This is a genomic window from Streptomyces sp. NPDC056222, assembly GCF_042264065.1.
Taxonomy (GTDB): domain Bacteria; phylum Actinomycetota; class Actinomycetes; order Streptomycetales; family Streptomycetaceae; genus Streptomyces.
Window position 1 is genome coordinate 1 of sequence record NZ_JBHJTL010000014.1, and the last position, 18,071, is coordinate 18,071.

Annotated in this window: 19 protein-coding genes and 1 pseudogene; 10 read left to right on the forward strand and 10 right to left on the reverse strand. The window is 70.8% G+C overall.

The window, feature by feature from the left end:
- Positions 1 to 90: pseudogene (locus tag ACFC0D_RS09605) on the forward strand (ectoine/hydroxyectoine ABC transporter ATP-binding protein EhuA); the annotation flags it as partial.
- Positions 91 to 235: 145 nt separating this feature from the next.
- On the opposite strand, the gene ACFC0D_RS09610 reads toward ACFC0D_RS09605, so the two are convergent.
- Positions 236 to 1,138 (reverse strand): MBL fold metallo-hydrolase, encoded by a 903-nt coding sequence (locus tag ACFC0D_RS09610; protein WP_376432926.1) that lies wholly within the window; start codon positions 1,136 to 1,138, stop codon positions 236 to 238.
- 99 nt (positions 1,139 to 1,237) lie between these two features.
- Here ACFC0D_RS09610 and ACFC0D_RS09615 point away from each other — a divergent pair, with 99 nt between their 5' ends.
- Positions 1,238 to 2,188 (forward strand): AraC family transcriptional regulator, encoded by a 951-nt coding sequence (locus tag ACFC0D_RS09615; RefSeq protein WP_376432928.1) that lies wholly within the window; start codon positions 1,238 to 1,240, stop codon positions 2,186 to 2,188.
- Between the two features lie 14 nt (positions 2,189 to 2,202).
- On the opposite strand, the gene ACFC0D_RS09620 is transcribed toward ACFC0D_RS09615, so the two are convergent.
- The 4 genes from ACFC0D_RS09620 to ACFC0D_RS09635 form a co-directional block, all read right to left on the reverse strand.
- Positions 2,203 to 2,547: a MerR family transcriptional regulator gene (locus ACFC0D_RS09620; RefSeq protein WP_376432930.1), complete on the reverse strand. Its 345-nt coding sequence runs from the start codon at positions 2,545 to 2,547 to the stop codon at positions 2,203 to 2,205.
- A 116-nt stretch (positions 2,548 to 2,663) separates the two neighbouring features.
- Complete coding sequence (locus ACFC0D_RS09625; protein WP_376432932.1) at positions 2,664 to 3,629, reverse strand: endo alpha-1,4 polygalactosaminidase; 966 nt, start codon at positions 3,627 to 3,629, stop codon at positions 2,664 to 2,666.
- Positions 3,630 to 3,969: 340 nt separating this feature from the next.
- Positions 3,970 to 4,416 carry an SRPBCC family protein gene (locus ACFC0D_RS09630; RefSeq protein WP_376432934.1) on the reverse strand — a complete coding sequence of 149 codons (447 nt, stop codon included), beginning with the start codon at positions 4,414 to 4,416 and terminating at the stop codon, positions 3,970 to 3,972.
- Positions 4,417 to 4,640: 224 nt separating this feature from the next.
- A complete protein-coding gene (locus ACFC0D_RS09635) occupies positions 4,641 to 5,447 on the reverse strand; it encodes an aminotransferase class IV family protein (RefSeq protein WP_376432936.1) in 807 nt (268 codons plus the stop codon).
- Between the two features lie 578 nt (positions 5,448 to 6,025).
- Here ACFC0D_RS09635 and ACFC0D_RS09640 point away from each other — a divergent pair.
- Positions 6,026 to 7,453 (forward strand): MFS transporter, encoded by a 1,428-nt coding sequence (locus tag ACFC0D_RS09640; protein ID WP_376432938.1) that lies wholly within the window; start codon positions 6,026 to 6,028, stop codon positions 7,451 to 7,453.
- Positions 7,454 to 7,524: 71 nt separating this feature from the next.
- Here the strand turns inward: ACFC0D_RS09640 and ACFC0D_RS09645 are convergent, their stop codons facing one another.
- Both ACFC0D_RS09645 and ACFC0D_RS09650 read right to left on the reverse strand, forming a co-directional pair.
- Positions 7,525 to 8,799, reverse strand: coding sequence for a geranylgeranyl reductase family protein (locus ACFC0D_RS09645; protein WP_376432940.1), 1,275 nt, complete (start codon positions 8,797 to 8,799; stop codon positions 7,525 to 7,527).
- A 205-nt stretch (positions 8,800 to 9,004) separates the two neighbouring features.
- Positions 9,005 to 10,243, reverse strand: a complete 1,239-nt coding sequence (locus ACFC0D_RS09650) for a SpoIIE family protein phosphatase (RefSeq protein ID WP_376432943.1) — start codon at positions 10,241 to 10,243, stop codon at positions 9,005 to 9,007.
- 260 nt (positions 10,244 to 10,503) lie between these two features.
- Here ACFC0D_RS09650 and ACFC0D_RS09655 point away from each other — a divergent pair, with 260 nt between their 5' ends.
- The 4 genes from ACFC0D_RS09655 to ACFC0D_RS09670 all read left to right on the forward strand — a co-directional run bounded on the left by ACFC0D_RS09655 (position 10,504) and on the right by ACFC0D_RS09670 (position 14,487).
- A complete protein-coding gene (locus ACFC0D_RS09655; RefSeq protein WP_376432946.1) occupies positions 10,504 to 11,721 on the forward strand; it encodes a cytochrome P450 in 1,218 nt (405 codons plus the stop codon).
- 4 nt (positions 11,722 to 11,725) lie between these two features.
- Entirely contained in the window at positions 11,726 to 11,950 is a 225-nt protein-coding gene (locus ACFC0D_RS09660; protein WP_376432948.1) for a ferredoxin, read from the forward strand.
- A gap of 153 nt (positions 11,951 to 12,103) precedes the next feature.
- Positions 12,104 to 13,462, forward strand: a complete 1,359-nt coding sequence (locus ACFC0D_RS09665) for a cytochrome P450 (RefSeq protein WP_376432950.1) — start codon at positions 12,104 to 12,106, stop codon at positions 13,460 to 13,462.
- Between the two features lie 146 nt (positions 13,463 to 13,608).
- Positions 13,609 to 14,487 (forward strand): RimK family alpha-L-glutamate ligase, encoded by an 879-nt coding sequence (locus tag ACFC0D_RS09670; protein ID WP_376432952.1) that lies wholly within the window; start codon positions 13,609 to 13,611, stop codon positions 14,485 to 14,487.
- Between the two features lie 6 nt (positions 14,488 to 14,493).
- Here ACFC0D_RS09670 and ACFC0D_RS09675 read toward each other — a convergent pair whose 3' ends face one another.
- Positions 14,494 to 15,141, reverse strand: coding sequence for a permease prefix domain 1-containing protein (locus tag ACFC0D_RS09675; protein ID WP_376432954.1), 648 nt, complete (start codon positions 15,139 to 15,141; stop codon positions 14,494 to 14,496).
- Positions 15,138 to 15,479 carry a PadR family transcriptional regulator gene (locus tag ACFC0D_RS09680; protein ID WP_376432956.1) on the reverse strand — a complete coding sequence of 114 codons (342 nt, stop codon included), beginning with the start codon at positions 15,477 to 15,479 and terminating at the stop codon, positions 15,138 to 15,140. Before ACFC0D_RS09680 ends, ACFC0D_RS09675 begins: the two co-directional genes overlap by 4 nt.
- Positions 15,480 to 15,561: 82 nt before the next feature.
- Between ACFC0D_RS09680 and ACFC0D_RS09685 the strand changes: the two genes are divergently transcribed.
- Positions 15,562 to 16,065 carry a hypothetical protein gene (locus tag ACFC0D_RS09685; RefSeq protein ID WP_376432958.1) on the forward strand — a complete coding sequence of 168 codons (504 nt, stop codon included), beginning with the start codon at positions 15,562 to 15,564 and terminating at the stop codon, positions 16,063 to 16,065.
- Between the two features lie 5 nt (positions 16,066 to 16,070).
- Positions 16,071 to 16,334, forward strand: a complete 264-nt coding sequence (locus ACFC0D_RS09690) for a hypothetical protein (protein WP_376432960.1) — start codon at positions 16,071 to 16,073, stop codon at positions 16,332 to 16,334.
- A gap of 47 nt (positions 16,335 to 16,381) precedes the next feature.
- On the opposite strand, the gene ACFC0D_RS09695 is transcribed toward ACFC0D_RS09690, so the two are convergent.
- Positions 16,382 to 17,044, reverse strand: a complete 663-nt coding sequence (locus tag ACFC0D_RS09695) for a class I SAM-dependent methyltransferase (RefSeq protein ID WP_376432962.1) — start codon at positions 17,042 to 17,044, stop codon at positions 16,382 to 16,384.
- Between the two features lie 145 nt (positions 17,045 to 17,189).
- On the opposite strand from ACFC0D_RS09695, the gene ACFC0D_RS09700 reads away from it, so the two are divergent.
- Positions 17,190 to 17,981 carry an SGNH/GDSL hydrolase family protein gene (locus ACFC0D_RS09700; RefSeq protein ID WP_376432964.1) on the forward strand — a complete coding sequence of 264 codons (792 nt, stop codon included), beginning with the start codon at positions 17,190 to 17,192 and terminating at the stop codon, positions 17,979 to 17,981.
- The last annotated feature ends 90 nt before the right edge of the window (positions 17,982 to 18,071 follow it).

Genomic DNA, 18,071 nt, shown 5'->3' on the forward strand with positions numbered 1-18,071 from the left:
GGCGTCGTCGTCGAATCCGGCCACCCCCGCGACGTCCTCGGCAACCCCCAACACGACCGCACCAAGGCATTCCTCTCCAAGGTGCTCTAGCAGTCATATGCGAAGGGGGTACGGACGCACTTCTCTCCGTGCCCCCTTCGCGTGCTGTGCGGGCCCCGGCTCTCGGCGGGTCAGGGCGGGTTCGAGCGGCCTGGACACGGCCGCACGGGTTCAGCGGGGCAGGACGAACGGCCGTTCACCACTCCGGCTGCTGGAGGGCGAAGCCGTCACCCTCCCGGCGGACTGCCACCACGCCCCCGCCGCCGAAGTGCGCGGGCACGACCAGTTCCCGTTCGGCGGCGGCTCGTTCGAGGATGCGGCGTCGGCTGGCCACCGCTCCTCCGGGGTCCAGGCAGAAGCAGCTGTTGCACGAGGGGGCGAGGACCTGGACGGGGCTGTGCAGCAGGTCGCCGACGAAGACGGCCCTGTCCGTCCCGGACGCCAGGCGCAGGACGCTGGAACCCGGTGTGTGGCCCGGTGCCTGTTCCAGGGTGAGGTGGGCGTCGATGCGGTGGGCTCCGTCCCAGACCACGGACTGCCCCGACCGGTGCACGGGCGCGACACTGTCCTCGTAGACGAGCCGGTCGTCCTCGTGCCGTCCCTTCCCGTGCGCGTTCTCCGGGCCGAAGTGGGCGTCGTCCGCGGCCGGAATGAGGTACTGGGCGTTGGGGAACGTCGGAATCCACTCCCCGTCGACACCGATCGTGTTCCAGCCGACGTGATCGGCGTGGATGTGGGTGTTGACCACGACGTCCACGTCCTCCGGGTGGACGCCGGCCCGCGCCAGGCCGCCGAGGAAGTCGCCCTGCCATTGATGGAACTGCGGCTGGCCGGGGCGCTCGCGCCCATTGCCCACGCCGGTGTCGACGAGCACGGTCCGTCCGCCGCTGCGCAGCACCCAGGTCTGCAGCGCCATCACCGCCCGGTCGCTCTCCGGCTCCCAGTGGTCCGGCGCCAGCCAGTCCTCGTTCGCCTTCCACACGTCCGCTCCCGACTCCGGGACCAGGCCACGGGCAGGCGCGAACGCGCCCTGCCACTCGACGACCCGGATGACCTCGACGTCTCCCAGCACCATGCTCTGAGGGCTCTCACTCTTCATGCTCCGAGCCTAGGAAGGGTCGATGAGCCTCTCAATGCTCGTGCTGCTCGGCCGAATACGCGATCGGATCACCGTTGAATCGGGCGGTACTCTGCATCGGTGGATGTGGTAAGCGACGCGATCGCGACCGTACGCATCGGGCAGCCCTCGTCCGACCGGGTACGGGCGAGCGGCACGTGGTGCACACGGCTCGCCCCGTACGACGGAGCGGGCTTCCATGTGGTCCTGGAAGGTGCCTGCTGGCTGCTGCCCGACGGCGGCTCGCCCGTCCGACTCGGCGTGGGGGACGCGGTCCTGCTGCCGCATGGCACGGGACATGTGATCGCCGACTCCCCCGCCGACGCGGCGACCGTGGCACGTGCCGTGCCCTTCGAGCACTGGGCCGATGCCGGTATGCCCCACCGTCCGTCGCCGGCCCCGGACCTTGGTTCGCGCGGCGGGGTGGAGATGCTGTGCGGCAAGTACCGCCTCGATCGCAGCCGCGCGCATCCCCTGATGGCGGAACTGCCCCACCTCGTCCACCTGCCGAACCGCGTCGGCGGCAATCCCGAGCTACGTGCCGCGATCGACCTGCTCGGCAGCGAGTTGAGCGCGCAGCGGCCCGGCTCCGGCGTCGCCGTCCCGAGCCTCGTCGACCTTCTGCTCGTCTACATGATCCGTTCATGGGTGACCCAGGACTCCACCGGCGCCTGGTCGGCCGTACTCGGCGACCCGGTCACCGCAGCCGCCGTACGGGCGCTGCACGCGGACCCGGCCGCGCCGTGGACGAACGATCGCCTCGCCGTCGAGGCCGGCGTCTCCCGGCCCACCCTGGCCCGCCGGTTCACCGCCCTCGTGGGACGCCCGCCGATGGCCTATCTCACCTGGTGGCGACTGACCCTGGCCGCCACGATGCTCCGCGACACCCAGGAGCCCTTGACCGTCATCGCGCACCGCGTCGGCTACGCGAGCCCGTACGCCCTCTCCCACGCCTTCAGCCGCGAGTTCGGCACGACGCCCGGGCGCTACCGGACACAGACCACGACTCCGGACACGGGGCCCGGTCTCTGACCCGTCCCCATGGATCAGGGCCTGGCCAGGACGTCGGCGAGGGCGTCACGGCTGCGCCGGAGGTCGCCGATACGCTCGTTCGTCGCCGCCAGTTCCCGGTCCAGGATGGCCCGCACGTCCACGCACCAGTCGAACTCCGGAAGTTCGCCACGGGCGCACGGCAGCACCGCGCGGATCACGTCCGTGGACAGACCCGCCTCCAGCAGCGCCCGCACCTGCCGCACGGTGACCACGGAGTCGTCGTCGTACTCGCGGTAGCCGTTCGGTCCACGGCGGGCCTCCAGGAGCCCCTGCTCCCCGTAGTACCGCAACAGCCGCGCGCTGACTCCCGTACGCCGGGACAACTCCCCGATCAGCAACCGACCCGCCCCATCCCGCACCCCGTTCCACGCCCGATTCAGCCCTCGACGCCCACCCTCAACGCCCTGCCACCTCCCGGACATTCCCGCATGGAGGACAGGAAGCCACCCTCGAATCAGCACGTGCGGCGCACGTGTCCCGGCTTTCCGTCAGGCCGTACGTCCGGGTCCCGCAGCACGATCGAGAGCGTGTCGCCCCAGGTCGCGCAGGCCGCGTGGAGGCCCGCCGTCTCGTACTCGATGACGAATACACGGTTGTCGAAGGCGGTCGCGTACGGGCCGCACTCCTCGTACTGGCCGCACTCCTCGGCGACCGCGAAGTCGAAGCCGAGGCTTCGTCCCCTCTTCGCCAGGTCCGGGGCGTTCTTCTGGCCGATCGCGAGTCCGGCCGCGTGGGCACGGTCGACAAGAAGGCGCGCGAAGGCGAGGTCGTGTTCGGGCGTGAGTCGGCCGTCGGACCGTTCGTACGAGTCGAGGTTGTCCGCCTCGACCGCCTGGTAGCCGTCGGTGGCGCACCCGTCGATCCACTCTCCGACGATCGCGGCGAGCCGCTCGCGCTTGGCCGGCGTGGAGACGTCCAGAAGCGCCTCGCCCCAGTCCTTGTCCATGACCGGATCACCGTTGGCGTTACGGAGGAGGAGGTCGGGGTGGTTGGCCTGCCACCAACCGGTGGCGTCCGGCTGGGCCTGGAAGGCGTTGACGTAGCAGATGTTGTACAGCCCGGCCGCGGGCTTCACCGTACGGTCGCGGGAGACCGCACGCACACCGGGCGGAGGTGTGTACGGTCCGCCGATCTGGTAGTCGAAACCGACGTGGGGCTCGGGCGGCACCATCTTCCCCGAGGGTGCCCGGGACGAGGGGGCGGAGTCGTCGGCGCCCTGAGGATCGTCGGAGGACGTGCATCCGACCACCGTCGCCGCGAGGACGCCGACCAGGGTCAGGGCGGACAGCGCGTTGCGGACGGGGCGCGGGATGCGGGCGGTCACGGTGCGGGGCTCCTGGCTGTCGTACGGGGTGGGGCGGGGCGCGCAGCCTTCCGGCCGGTGGTGGACGGCGCTGCGGCGGCGGTCGTCCGCAGGCATACGGTACGGCGGAGCACGTCGGCGGCGGCATCGGCCTGCCGGAGACCCTCGGCCGTCCTCGACAGCTCCTGCCGGCGAGGAGGTCAGCCGCGTCGCCGGCGTGAGCGCCCCACCGAGCGGTTCTCTCGTTTCGGACCGTCTCGGAGTGCTCCGCCGATCCGAACGTCGTGTACGTCGGCAACACCGTCACCAACGCCAGGTCGGGCCTGACGAACGTCCCCGTCACTCCGTGACCGGGAGGCGGCGACACCGGGGTGCGCCTCCAGAGAGATCCGCTCGCCGGTGCCGGCGCCATCCGGCCGTCACGCCCGCCATCACGCCCGCCGTCATCCGGTCCCTGCTACGACGCTTCGACGGCCGCCTTGATGCGTCGCCCGAAGGCGTCGGCGTCCTTGCGAGCGGCGGCGAGCGCGAAGCCGACGAGGAGCTTGCCGAGGCCGTGGCCCTCCAGCACGTTGAAGATCCGGACCCTGGTTCCGCCGTCCGGCAGGGGTTCGAGGTCGTAGCCCCCTTGGGACGCCTTCACGATGTTCTTGGACACCTCGGCCCAGCGCATCCTTCGCGGTGCCTCGAACTCGGTGATGCGGAACTCGCGCGCCGTCTTCATGCCGGCGTCCTTCACCGTGCTCCGGAACACCGTTCCCACTCCGGTCGGGGCGTCCGGCACTCGCTCGATCCGCTGCACCCGGGGGCTGAACTTCGGGTCGTTGCGCCCGTCGGCGAGGAAAGCGAAGACTTCGTCGATGGGCCGACCGACATCCGTCGTCGCCTCGAACTGTCGGGACATCGGGCCACTCCCTGATCGCTTCCGTCGTGACGGCGAGCGTATGACTCCGGGCCGGGTCGCGCGCGACGGACTGCGCCACGGGGATGACGGACGACGCCGTCGTCGATGAACGACGAAAGCCCGCTGCCGCATACGGGGGAGATGCGGCAACGGGCCTTCACCGACAACCATAGCGGTTGATCATTCAACTGGAAAATGCGGTGGTGGACGCGAGGCCGCGGCGATCACAACGAGGTCAGCGGTTCCGCCTCGTAGGCGCGATGGAGCAGGTCCACGAAGGACGGGGCCTCGGGGAGCGGCACGGCGCCGATGCGGTGGACCGCGACGCCCGGCGTCCAGGAGTTCATGACCACTGCCCCGGCCAGGTCCGGCAGACCGGCGACCGTGACCTCCTGGCGGCGCTGGGGGACGCCGAGGCGGTCCAGCTGTCGCTCGACGACGGCCATCGTGGTCCCGCCCAGCATCTCGGCGACAGGCCACACCACCGAGGCGCCGTCCCAGAAGGCCAGGTTCCAGATCGTCCCTTCGCTGATCCGGCCCCGCGGGTCGACGAACGCTGCGTCGTCGAAGCCGTCACCGACGGCGCGGCGGAGCGCGTACGTCTTGGCCACCTCACCGGCATGCTTCACCTCCGGGAGGTAGCGCTCGTACGTGACCGGCGCCAGCGCCAGCGGGCCGGCGGGGCCGCTCGAGGCCGGACCGGTGCGCACAAGCAGCTCGGGCTCCTCGTCGGCGCCGGCGACGGTGAACTCGCCGGACGGTGAGTACGCCGTGGCCACCAGCGAGAGATCGGCGGGACCGGCCGCCCGCGCCGCCGTTCGAAGCCAGGTACGCACGCGGTCGTCGGGGAGCGCGCGGCCGAACAGCTCCACGGAGGCGTTCCGCAGCCGCGCCAGATGGAGGTCGAGGCCCCGGACTCGGCCGCCGCGCACCTGCATGGCGGTGAAGTGGGCGTAGCCCGCGAAGGCCAGTGGCGCGAGCTCCTCGGCGGTGGCCGTCCGACCGTTGCGCTGGACAACGAAGGTGGTCATGGTGTCGCTCCTGCGATCCGGGAAGGGTGGGAGTGAGCGACGCCCACGGGGTCGCTCACGGCGCGACGCTATGGCTTCACATCAATGGGAAGGTCAAGCGCGGGCCGCTGCGGCAGGATGGGCGCCATGAACACTGCCGACTGGGTACCCCTGTTCAGCTTCGAGAACGTTCCCGGTTGCCCACGGCCGGGGCGGCTCATGGCGGTTTGACTGCGCGACCGCGGTATCGACTGGGACCCCTTCGCCGGCGACGACATCAAGATCGACCTCATGTGCGGCGTCCGTGCGGACGGGCGTTGGCACGGCACGGTCACGATGAACGTCCGCGGGGAGGTCCTGCGTCGACTCGGCCTCCATCCCGACCAGCCGACATCCGCGCCGGCCGACCCGTTGCCACCGAGCTGGTGGGGTCCTTGGGCGCACTGACCGGCGGGGGCGTGCCGCGCCGTCCTCCGGCCAGGAAGATGGACGATCGCGGCCGTCGACCCAGGCGTCGCGTCCGGCCGGTGCGGGGTCGTGTCGCCGTCGGGGTGGGGCGATGCCACGATGAGGAGGGAGAGCGGGAATCGAGGTGCTCGATGAAGGCTCCTTCCGGGAGCCGCGCTGCTCGGGGCTCCGGCCTGTTCACCGGCCGGGACCGGGCCGTGATCGCGGCGGCTGCGCTGTCCATGCTGCTCGTGCAGATGGACTGGTTCGCGCTCAACCTCACGCTTCCCGTGATCGCCCGGGACTTCCACGAACCGACCACCGACCTGCAGTGGCTGGTCAGCGGATACATGCTCACCCTGGGCGCCTTCATGATCACCGGCGGGCGGGTCGCCGACGTCCACGGCCGGCGACGGACGCTCGTCAGCGGACTCGTCGGCTTCGGCGCCGTCTCCGTCCTCTGCGGCCTGGCACCGTCCACGGGGTGGCTCGTCGCGGGACGGGTGGTGCAGGGCGTGACCGCCGCCTTCATCTTCCCGGTCGCCGTCGCCGTCGTGACGGGCTACTTCAGGGACGACCGGCAGGGCCGGGCCGTCGGAACGGTGCTCGCCTTCAGCGCCGTGGGCACAGCTCTGGGGCCGTTCGTCGGCGGGACGCTCGCCGAGCACGTCAGCTGGCGTGCCGTGTTCTACCTCAACGTGCCGATCTGTGCCGCCGCCGTGTTGTTGATGCTCCGCCACGTCCCGGAGACCCGCGACACCCACGCCTCGGGGCGGCTCGACCTGCCCGGGGCGGCCGCGATCGCGGGCGGGCTGACGCTGATCATGCTCGGCGTGGATCAGGGAGCCCGGTGGGGCTGGGCCGCTCCGGCTACGTGGGGCTGCCTCCTCGCAGGAGCCGCGCTGCTGGTCCTCTTCGCCCGGATCGAGCGGCGCAGCGCGGAACCGTTGCTGGACCTGGGACTGCTGCGGAACGGGCCGTTCATCACCATCACCCTGGCCGGGTCCTTGTCCAACGTCGTCTACTGCCTCGTCGCCGTCTTCTCGGCGCTCTACCTTCAGCAGGCGCGAGGCCTGTCGCCCTTCACCGCGGGGCTGATCTTCCTCGCGCTCTCGGTCGGCGCGGGCACGGCCAGCTACTTCTCGGGGCACCTGGCGTACCGATGGCGGCCCGAAGTGCTCATGGCCATCGCCATGTTCCTCAGCGGCACCTCGCTGCTCGCCCTGACCTGGTCGACGCCGATCGGCCTGTACCTGGTGGTCTTCGCCGTGGTCGGCGCCGGGCTGGGCCTCGGCTGGGCTCTGACGAACGTCGCCACCCAGTCGTACGTACCTGAGACTCGTCTCGCCGCCGCCTCCGGCTTCGTCCTGACGTCGCTGGTCCTCCTCGGCGCGCTGGCCGTCGCCGTCGCCTCGACGGTGCTGGAGGCGCTCAGCGGTTCGGCGTCACGCGCCGCCTCCGACGCCTCGGCCATCGAGCTGGTGCTCCGCGCCGCGGCAGTGCTCGCCCTGCTCGGCGGAGTACTCCTGCTCCGCCTGGTCCGCGCCACGGACCGGCCGGCGCTGCCGGACACCGCCTAGGGGCGCGGGTACGACCGGAGTCGTAGCGGGTTGCGGGGCCGCACCTCCTTCTTGTGTTCCGAATCTGTTCGTCAGGCTGCGGGGACGGCGCGTTGAAGGGCGGTGATGACGCGATCGAGAGCGTCCTTGCTGTACGGGTCGGCGAGGTTGACCCAGAGTTTGAACATGAAGCGTCGCAGGGTGGGGCGGCGAAGGGCCTTGGTGGCGACGAGCTTCATGACAGCCGGGTGGCCAAGGGCGTGGACGACGAGGCGTCCGATGGTGAAGTACCGGCCGTAGGTGTCGCGGATGGTCTCGGCGTATGCGAGCAGAGCTTCCTCGCGCGCATGCGCGGTGGGCTGCGCGAACGCCCGGGTGGCCGCCTCGGCTGCCAGGCGTCCGGACTCCATCGCGTAGTCGATGCCTTCACCGCTGAGGGGATTGATCATTCCGCCGGCATCGCCGGTCAGAAGCAGACCGCGCGTGTAGAGCGGACACCGGTTGAGGCCGGCGGGAAGAGGGGCTCCGCGCAGCGGGCTGAGAGCGTGGGCTTCGCCGAAGTGCCCGGCGGAGGCAAGGCGCGCGGTCCATTCTCTGAAGAGCTGTCGGTGGTCGACCTTGGGTTTGACTCCGATGTGGAAGGTGCCCAGGCCCACGTTGAAGGCGCCGTTGCCGACAGGAAAGACCCACCCGTAACCGAACGGCATGTACGTTCGGTTACGGGAGTCGCGTGTCTCCAGGTCGAGCCAAGCCTCCAACACGTCCTCGTCGTAGTGCGGCGCCGTGTAGTAGCGGCGCACGGCCACACCCATGGGTCGGTCCTTGCGTGGCTCGATCCCGAGTGCGACGGCCAGGCGGCTCGACGCACCGTCGGCGGCGACCACCAACGGCGCCCGGTAGGTGCGGGTGGTGCCCTCCTGCTGAGCGATCACGCCGCTGACACGGCCGGTTGCCGGGTCGAGGAGCGGCTCGGTGACCTTGGTCCCCTCGAGCAGGAGTGCGCCGCTCGCCACGGCTCTTTTTGCGAGAAGGTGGTCGAAGTCCATCCGGGTGCGTACCAGCCCGAAGTCAGGGAAGGGCCCTTCACTGGGCCAGGGCATCTCCACAGTCGTGCCGGAGCCGTGTACCCGCAGGCCTCGCGTTCTGGTCCAGCCGTCCCCGTCGATATCGAGGCCCAGGCCGATGAGTTCCTTCACGGCGCGGGGGGTGAGGCCGTCTCCACAGATCTTGTCACGAGGGAAGGCGGCCTTCTCCATCAGCAGGACGTCATGGCCTGCCAGCGCCAGATAGTGAGCGGCGGTAGCGCCGGCAGGTCCCGCGCCGACAACGATGACATCCGCCGAATGGCGCTGTGGGGATGAGGTCATGAAACCTTCCTCTGTTGCAATGGGCCATGAGGCGCAACGGCTTCCCATGTGTACCCAGGACTGCCGCATCGACCACCCGTCTTCCGGGCGAAGCCTTCGTCGTGCCTTCACGTCGCACCAGTGCTATGGCGGTGGGGCGCCCTGGAGATTCCGCCCTGTCGTCGTTACGACCTCGACGAGGTCCTGGCCGAGAGGACGCGCAGAGTCAGAGGCGGATGACGATGAGGGCGATGTCGTCGGCGGCGCCCCCCGCGAGGTCGAGGCGGGCCAACAGCGAGTCGGCCAGCTGGTCCGGGGCGAGAGTGCTGTCCTGGGCCAGGGCCGTGGTCAAGCGTGCCAGGCCGACATCGATGTCCTCGTAGCGGCGCTCGATGAGGCCGTCGGTGTACATCACGAGGGTGTCCCCACGGGTGTAGGAAAGGCCCGCTTGGGGGCGGGGGACGTGGTGGGGGCGGGCGCCGAGCGGCGGATCGGTCGCTTGGTCCAGCAGTTCGCAGGTCCCGTCGGAGTGGAGCAGGACGGGCGGTGGGTGCCCGGCGCTGCTGTAGATGATCAATCTGCTGCGGGTGTCGATGAGTACCTTGACTGCGGTTGCGGCCGTCGCGCCGTCCAGGGAACGGGCGTACAGACCAAGGACTTCCAGGGCCTGGGCGGGACTTGGAATGGCACGGATGACTGCGCTCAGCGCACTGCGGAGCATGCCCATGACGGCTGCGGCCTGCAGTCCGTGGCCGACAACGTCCCCGACGGCCGCAGCGTAGCGGTCGGGTGGCAGGTCGACGACGTCGTACCAGTCGCCGCACACGTTCAGTGACGTGGTCGCCGGCAGGTATCGCACGGCGATGTTGTCGGTGTGGCGGTCCAGGTCGGGGACGGAGAGCATGGCTTCCTGCAGGGTGACGGCTATCTGCCGTTCACGGGCGTGGGCCTCCCGCAGTTGCTGGTTCAGCCGGTGCAGCTCGCCGGCTCTCGCGTACAGCTCGGCGGCCATGCCCTTCTCCCGCTCGGTGAACTCTTCGGTGAGTTGGCGTGCCCGGCGTGAATGGGCGAAGGCCGTGACGTCCTCGGCCCGTTGGACGATCCACTTCACCTTGCCGTCGGGACCGGTGATGGGGGTGTGGATCTCGGACCACCATCGCTCCTCGAACCCGCTTGGCCGGTCGAGAGCAGGAATGTCGTACCGCTGCAGCACCAAGGTGTCAGGTTTCCCGGATTCCAGGACCCGGTGCAGTGACGCCTTCAGGTTCTTCTGTGTGTCGCCGGGGGTACCGGGACGTTCCGGCAGGGCGTCGAAGAAGTACTTCCCGATCAGCTGATCTCTGGTCCGGCCGGTGGTCTGCAGGTATGCCGTGTTGACGTAGCGGATCACCAGGTCCGTGTCCAACATCAGGTACGGGCTTGGTGTGGCGTCGAGGAACACCGTGAAGTCAATGCCTGCTGCCATCACGCGCTCTCCGTGGGCGGCCTGTGAGCGCGACCGCCTACGACTTCCAATCTACGCGCGGTCCAGCGATCGGGCCGAGGAGAGGATCAAGGCGTCACCGCAGGGCCACGGCCACTCCTGTATCTACGGTCCGGCCTGCGTGATCCGCCGAGACTTGCACGTCGTGCAATTCCTCTTTTACAGTGTTCAAACAAGGCCTTGAACACCGTTGAAGTCGTGGTGCCCGCCTCGGCGGACACCACTCCGACTGGGGGAACGCCATGCGCCACGAAACGGCCACACATCTGCCCGAGCCCGTATCCCTGCCCTACGACCGCCCCGCCGGCTGCCCCTTCGATCCGCCCGCGCCCCTCGCCGAGCTGCGCGCACGGCAGCCGCTCAGCCCCATGGCCTATCCCGACGGGCACCAGGGCCGGCTGATCACCAGCCACGCCCTCGTCCGTGCCGTCCTCGCAGACCCCCGCTTCAGCTCGCGGTACGAGTTGATGCACTACCCGCTCCCCGGCGGCCCCGAGGGTGAGCTGCCGCCCGCGCCGCCCGGCGACATGACAGGTATGGACGCGCCCGAACACACACGCTTCCGTCGCCTGCTCGCCGGCAAGTTCACCGTCCGACGGATGCGGTTACTCACCGAGCGCGTCGAGGAGATCACCGCCGAACACCTGGACGCGATGGAGGCCCAGGGCCCCGGCACCGACCTGGTCCAGGCGTTCGCGCAGCCCATCCCGGCGCTCATGATCTGCGAACTGCTCGGTGTGCCCTTCGGCGACCGCGAGACCTTCCACGGCTTCGTGACCGCTTTGATGAGTCTGGATTCCACGCCCGACGAGCGGATGGCCGCGATGACGGGACTGCAGGAGTACATGTACGGATTGGTGCTCGCCAAGCGGGCGGAACCCACCGACGACCTGCTGAGCGATCTGACGACCAGCGATCTCACCGACGAGGAACTCACCGGCCTCGGCGGCTTCCTGCTCGGTGCGGGCCTCGACACCACGGCGAACATGCTCGCGCACGGCACCTTCGCGCTGCTGCGGCACCCCGACCAACTCGCCGCCCTGCGCGCCGATCCGGACCTCGCCGACCAGGCCGTCGAGGAGCTGATGCGGTATCTGAGCATCGCCCACACGACGGTGCGCGTCGCGCTGGAGGACGTCGAGCTCGACGGACAGGTCATCAAGGCCGGCGAGTCGGTCACTCTCTCCATCCAGGCGGCCAACCGCGACCCGGAGCGGTTCGAGGACCCCGACACCCTCGATCTGCACCGCAAGGCCACCGGGCAACTGGGCTTCGGGCACGGGATCCACCAGTGCCTGGGCCAGCAACTCGCCCGTGTCGAGATGCGCGTGGCCCTGCCCGCGCTCCTCACCCGGTTCCCGACGCTGCGCCTGGCCGTCCCGGCCGACGACGTACCCCTGCGGACGGACATGAACATCTACGGTGTGCACACCCTCCCCGTGACCTGGGACGGGAAGTAGAGCCATGGAACTGAGCATCGCCCGCGAACGCTGCCAGGGCGCCGGGATGTGTGTCCTGACCGCGCCCGAGGTGTTCGACCAGGACGAGTCCGACGGCCGTGTCGTGCTCCTGGAGGCCACACCTCCGGTCGATCGGCAGGCGGCCGTACATGAGGCCGCCGAGCTGTGCCCCGCCGGTGTCATCGCGGTCGACGATCCCCACGGCATCGCCGGCCCGGCACCGGTGTAGCGGACCGGCCGCCGGTCGCGCTCGGGCCGCACGTGCCCGGGCGCGGCCCTCTCCCGCATGGCGAGAAACCTCCTCTGGCCTGCGGGGATTCCGAAGTGATCCCCCGCACACACCGGCCGGTACGTGCCCTGCCGCGTGCTAGCGTCCGCGAGCGTGACATCCGCCCTCGGCGGGCCCGGGCCCGCGTCCCCCACGGGTCCGGCCGGACCCTGCCCGTACGACCGGGCGACCGGCGACTCGCCCCTTCCGTCGCACGAGACGCTCGGGGAATTCGAGGCGCTCGGGACGCTCGGGACGCTCGACCTGTTCGGTGAGGGCTTCGTCCGCGACCCGTACCCCTGGCTCGACGTCCTACGGGCCGATGCCCCGGTGCATCACGATCCCGCCACCGGGCTGTGGCTGGTCAGCCGGTACGACGACATCCGCCGCGTGCTGCTGGATCCGGCGGTCTTCCGGCCGGACAACGCACAGCACGCGATCACACCGCTGCCTGTTCCCGCTCTCCGGGTGCTCGCCCGGGCGGGCTTCCGGGTCCGCCCCGCGCTCGCCAACAACGGCAGCGAGACCCATGCCGGGCTGCGCCGCGTCGTCACCCGGTTCTTCAACGCCCAGCGGGTCGCGGCGGCCGTGCCGGTGATCGAGCGGGTCGCCGAGGAACTGCTCGACACCGTACGGACCGAGATCGACGCCACCGGCGGCAGCGACCTCTTCGGCGCGTTCGCCCACACCCTGCCCTGCCGGGTCATGTTGGAGCTGCTCGGCATCGACGGCCTCGACACCGCGACCCTGGTCCGCTGGAGCGACGCCTCTCTGGAGTTGTTCTGGGGGCGCCCGACGGCAGAGCGACAGCTCGAACTCGCCGCGCTGGTCGCCGAGTTCCACCGGTGGCTCACCACGGTCGTGACCAACCGGACGGCCCCGCCGGACAGTTTCGTCGGCGCACTGGTCCGGCACCGTCTGCCCGACGGGGAGCTGCTGGACGTGCAGACCGCGGTCGGGGCGTGCTTCTTCGTGTTCGTCGCCGGGCAGTCGACGACCGGCCAGCTCATCGCCACCGTCCTGCGCGGCGCACTCGCCGAGCCGGGCGTCTGGGCACGGGCGGCGCACGAGGACGGCCTGGCGCGGGCGTGGGTCGAGGAGGTCCTGCGCCGTGAGCCCCCCGTCACCACCTGGCGCCGTGTCACCGAGCGACCCGTGGAGCTCGGCGACGTGCCGCTCCCCGCCGGCGCCGAGCTGCTGCTGATGCTCATGGGCAGCGGCTCCGACCCCGAGGTCTTCGAGGCCCCCGAGGAGATGCGCCCGTACCGCGCCAACTCGCGTCACCATCTGGCGTTCGGCGTGGGCCGTCACCGCTGCCCGGGCGCGTCCTTGGCCCGCACGGAGGCGGCCGTCGCCCTCCGCGCGGCGGCCCGCCGCTTTCCCGCCCTTCGCCTCACACCCGACGCCCCTCCCCCGCCGGTCCTCGACCTGCTCTCGTTCCGCGCCCCGCTCCAGGTCCGGGTCTCGCCCTGAGGCGGCGGTGCGTCTCTGTATGAGGCGCACGCTCCCGATGCGAGGTCGGTTCCGGCCGGGCCGTGGGATCTTGCCCGGCCGCACACATCTCCGTGACACTGGTGTTCCATAGGAACGGACCTGACATGGGACGGCGGGAGAGACACGTGGGCACTGCCAGGATCGCGATCGTGACGAGCGAGGCGTACGCGGACCTCGACGAGGATCTTCCGCTGATCGTGGAGGCGCTGCGCGCCGACGGCTTCGCCGCGGAGGCGGTGGCCTGGGACGCCGACTCCGCGGACTGGGGCGGTTACGACCTGGCCGTCATCCGGTCGACCTGGGACTACGCGGACCGGCTCGACGAGTTCCTGGCATGGGCCGAGGATGCGGGCCGTGCGACCCGGTTGAAGAACGCGTCGCAGATCGTGCACTGGAGCAGCGACAAGCGGTATCTCGCGGCGCTGGCCGAGCGGGGCGTCTCCGTCGTCCCCACGCGATTCATCGAGCCCGGCGAGCAGGTGCGCCCCGAGTACTTCGACGGACCCGAGGGTGTCGTGGTCAAGCCGACGGTCTCGTTGGGCGCGCGAGACACCGCGCGGTACGAACCGGGCCGGCACGCGGACGCCGCCGGCCACGCCCGGATGCTGCTGGAGCAGGGGCGGGCCGTCATGGTCCAGCCGTACCTCCCCCTTGTCGCGGAGGGCGAGCGCGCCCTGGTCTTCTTCTCCGGGGTCTTCAGCCACGCCATCCGAAAGGGGCAGGTGCTGACCGAGCCCAACGTGATCGACAACGCCCGGACGCCTCATCCCGACGTCGCCCCGTATCAGCCCACCGAGACGGAACTCCGTACGGCGCTGGAGGCGTTGGCCGCGGTCCCCGGGACCGAGACGCCGTTGATCGCCCGCGTGGACCTGGCGCTCGATTCGTCGAGGGTGCCCGTGGTGATGGAGCTGGAGCTCATCGAGCCGCACCTGTTCCTCGGGGCCAACCCTGAGGGGCTGAAGCGTTTCGTCGAGGCGGTGGCCGCCGAGAGCCGCCGCTAGGGACTTCTACGCGGGCAGTCGGGCGCATCGGCGACACGCCCGGGCGGAGGGTGCGGTCAGGGCGTGCGACGCCGCCGCGAGTGCGCAGGCCACGGCGATCAGAGGCCAGTTCGCGGCCATGATCGCCGCCACCGCGAGCGTCAGCGTGGCCAGCGCCATCGCGATGCTCGCGGTGGTGCCGGTCCACGCGACAACGAGTGGCAGCCGGTGCGGGGTGGGGAGCCGGCGGGCGAGGGTGCCCGAGGCCGCCAGCATGGCGGCGGCGAGGAGCGCGGCGACGCCCGCGACCCCGGCCAGATGGACCGCGAGGCGCTGACCGGTTCCGGCGCCGCTGCTGAAGAGCGTGTACCAGCAGGCGAGGAGGAACGGGGCGGTGAGGACGACGGACCGGGCGGTGTGCCGGGCCTGGGCGATGGTCAGTTCGCGCTGACACCCCGGCGCGAGCTCGTCGGGGGTGCCGAACTCCCGTACCGCCTGCCGGACGGCTTCCTCGTAGGGCGTTCCCTCACGGGTGTACGCCTCCGCGGTGTCGGCGAGCCCGTCGCGCAGCTCCTCGATCAGCCGCGCCTTGGCCCGTGCCGGGCCGTGCAGGGTGCCCGCCAGGTCGGCGGCGTACTCCTCGACGAGGTCGCCCGGGCGGCCGACGGCGCTCATGTGGCGGGCCGGGGCGAGGTGGCGGGGTTCAGGACGGAGCCGATCGCCGCCGTGAACTCGCGCCAGGCGGTCCGCTCGCTCGCCAGGGCGCTACGGCCCGCGTCGGTGAGCGCGTAACAGCGTCGGCGGCGTTCGCCGACCGAGTCCCAGCTGCTGCTCAGCAGCCCGATCCGCTCCAGCCGGTTGAGCGCCGGATAGATCGTGCCCGTCCGCAGATCGAGCACGCCTCCGCTGCGCTGCTGGACCGCGGTGATGATCGCGTATCCGTGCAGCGGCCCCTGCTCCAGCACGGCCAGCAGCAGTCCGTCCAGGTGCCCTCGCACCGCATCCGCCCTCATAGGTAGGCAGCCTACTCAATGGAGCAGTAGACATGCTATCTATTGGCAGCCAACATATTGAGAACGGCTGGAGGGGCCTTCCATGACCAAGTTGCTGCTGTCCATACACGTGCTCGCGGCGATTCTGGCGGTCGGACCGATCGCCGTGGCCGCGTCGATGTTCCCGCGGTACGCACGGGAGGCCGCGCCCGGAGGCGTGGACGTGGACGTGAACGTGGATACCGCCGACCAGCGAACTCGCGCCTCGTCCGTCGCCGCGATCCTGCACCGGATCTGCCGCGGCTACGCCGTCGCGGGTGTCGCCGTTCCGGTCTTCGGGCTCGCGACCGCCATCCAGCTCGGCGTACTCACCGACGCCTGGCTGATCTCGTCGCTGGTGCTGACGGCGGCGACCGCTGCCCTCCTGGTGTTCGCGATCCTGCCCCGACAGCAGCGGATGCTCGCGGGCGGATCGGACCTGGTCGACAACGGCACCCCTCAGGCGCTCGCGGCGCGACTGGCCATGCTCACGGGGGTCTTCAACCTCCTCTGGGCGATCGTTGTCGTCCTCATGATCGTCCGCCCCGGCTCGACCACGGGAGCGTGACGACCATGCGTACTCTGCACATCGCCGCCGCCGTCGAGGCGTTCTCCCTCGTGGCCCTGCTGGGCAATCTGCTCACCACGCACACGCCCGCCGTCTCGAGCCTCGTCGGCCCGCTCCACGGAACCGCCTACCTCGTCGTCATCGCGGCCACCTGGCAGGTCTGCAACACCACCACGCCGGGCACCCGTTGGGCCGCCGCCGTCCCCGGGGTGGGCGGACTGCTCGCTCTGCGGCGGATACGGAGCGAGGGGGCGCGAGTCAGTGGGTAACCGGGGTGAATGCTCCGCCGCGCGGAACCTGGTGCGGCGCCGGCGCCTCAGGCCTCGGCGATCAGCGCGTACCGCTCGTCGTCCACCCGCTTGCCCCACAGGTCGTCGTCTCCCTCGCCGTCCAGCGGCACCACGCGCAGTCGGGAGACGAGGGGGCGGACGGCCGCCGCCAGGCCCTCGGCACCGATCCCGCCGTGCCACGGCAGCGATTCGGCTCCTGCCACGTACGGGATCCCGCTCTGGCCCGCCTCCCTCCAGCGGCCCTCGACCAGGACCAGCCGGCCTCCCGGCCGCAGGCGGCCGATCCAGTCACGCAGTGCGGCCTCCGGATCGGGGAGCGTCCAGAGCAGGTGCCGGGACAACGCGACATCGAAGCGTCGATCCCCGGTCGGCGGCGCCATCGCGTCGCCGGCCAGAAAGCGGCCCGGGAGGTGGGCGGCCTCGAGCTTCGCGCGCGCCTGTTCCACCATCTTCGGCGCCAGATCGACGCCGGTCACCCGATGCCCCGCCTCGGCCAGCAGCAACGCGAGCGATCCCGTGCCGCAGCCGATGTCGAGGACGTCGAGCGGGCCGGACGGTACCCAGTCACACAGGTGCCGGGCCCAGGCGGCACGGGTGCGTGCGGCCCGTAGGCCATGGTCCGGTTCGGCGTCGAAGGCCGCGGCGGCGGCATCCCAGTAGGCGGCGATCGATGCAGTGCGGTCGGTCATCTCGCGATCGTCGCACCAGCCACTGACACTCCGTCCGGTGCCGAGCCACCCCTCACGCTATATTCAACGAGTTGAATAACAGACGTGTTGAATTCATTGCGGCGTGTCGGCCAGGACACGAGGCTCACGGAGGAGCGAAGCGCCCATGCACAACGGTCCCTATACGCGTTACGTCGCGCTGGGCGACAGTCAGACCGAAGGTCTCGGGGACGGCGACGACGCCACCGGACTGCGCGGCTGCGCCGATCGGCTCGCGGAGCTGATCGCCGACTCCAGCCCCGGGCTGGCCTACGCCAACCTGGCCGTGCGGGGGAAGCTCGCCGGACAGGTCCGGGCCGAGCAGCTCGGGCCGGCTCTGGCGCTGCGTCCGGATGTGGCCACCGTGGTCGCGGGGATGAACGACCTGCTCCGGCCCCGCTTCGACGCCGACGAGGTGGCGGATCATCTGGAGGCGATGTTCGCCGAACTCACCGGCCAGGGCGCGAGAGTGGCCACCGTGACGTTCCCGGACACAGCGCGGATCATCCCGCTCGCACGGCCACTCACGTCCCGAGTCACCGCCCTGAACGCCAACATCCGGGAAGCCGCCGGTCGGCACGGCGTCGTGGTGGCCGAGACCTACCCTCATCCCGTCGTGACGGATTCCCGTCTGTGGAGTCCGGACCGGCTGCATGCCAGCCCGCTGGGTCACGAGCGCATCGCCGCCGCGGTCGCCGACGCCCTGGGCCTGCCCGGCAGCAGCGAGGCATGGACCCACCCGCTCCCCCCGCAGCCGGGCCCGCCGCGGTCCGGAGCGCGCGCTGCGCTCGACGAGTTGCGGTGGGTCGCGGGCTTCCTGGGCCCGTGGATCGGCCGGCGTCTTCGCGGCCGATCCTCCGGGGAAGGCCGTACGGCCAAGCGTCCCGAGCCGATGCCGGTCCGGTCCTCGGTGGCGTGACGTCGCCCCTGACGCGAAACGTCCGGCCCTCGAAGGACGGCCGGACGGCACACAGGTCGGCGGGGGAGCCGCCGCGGGTCAGGAGTCCGA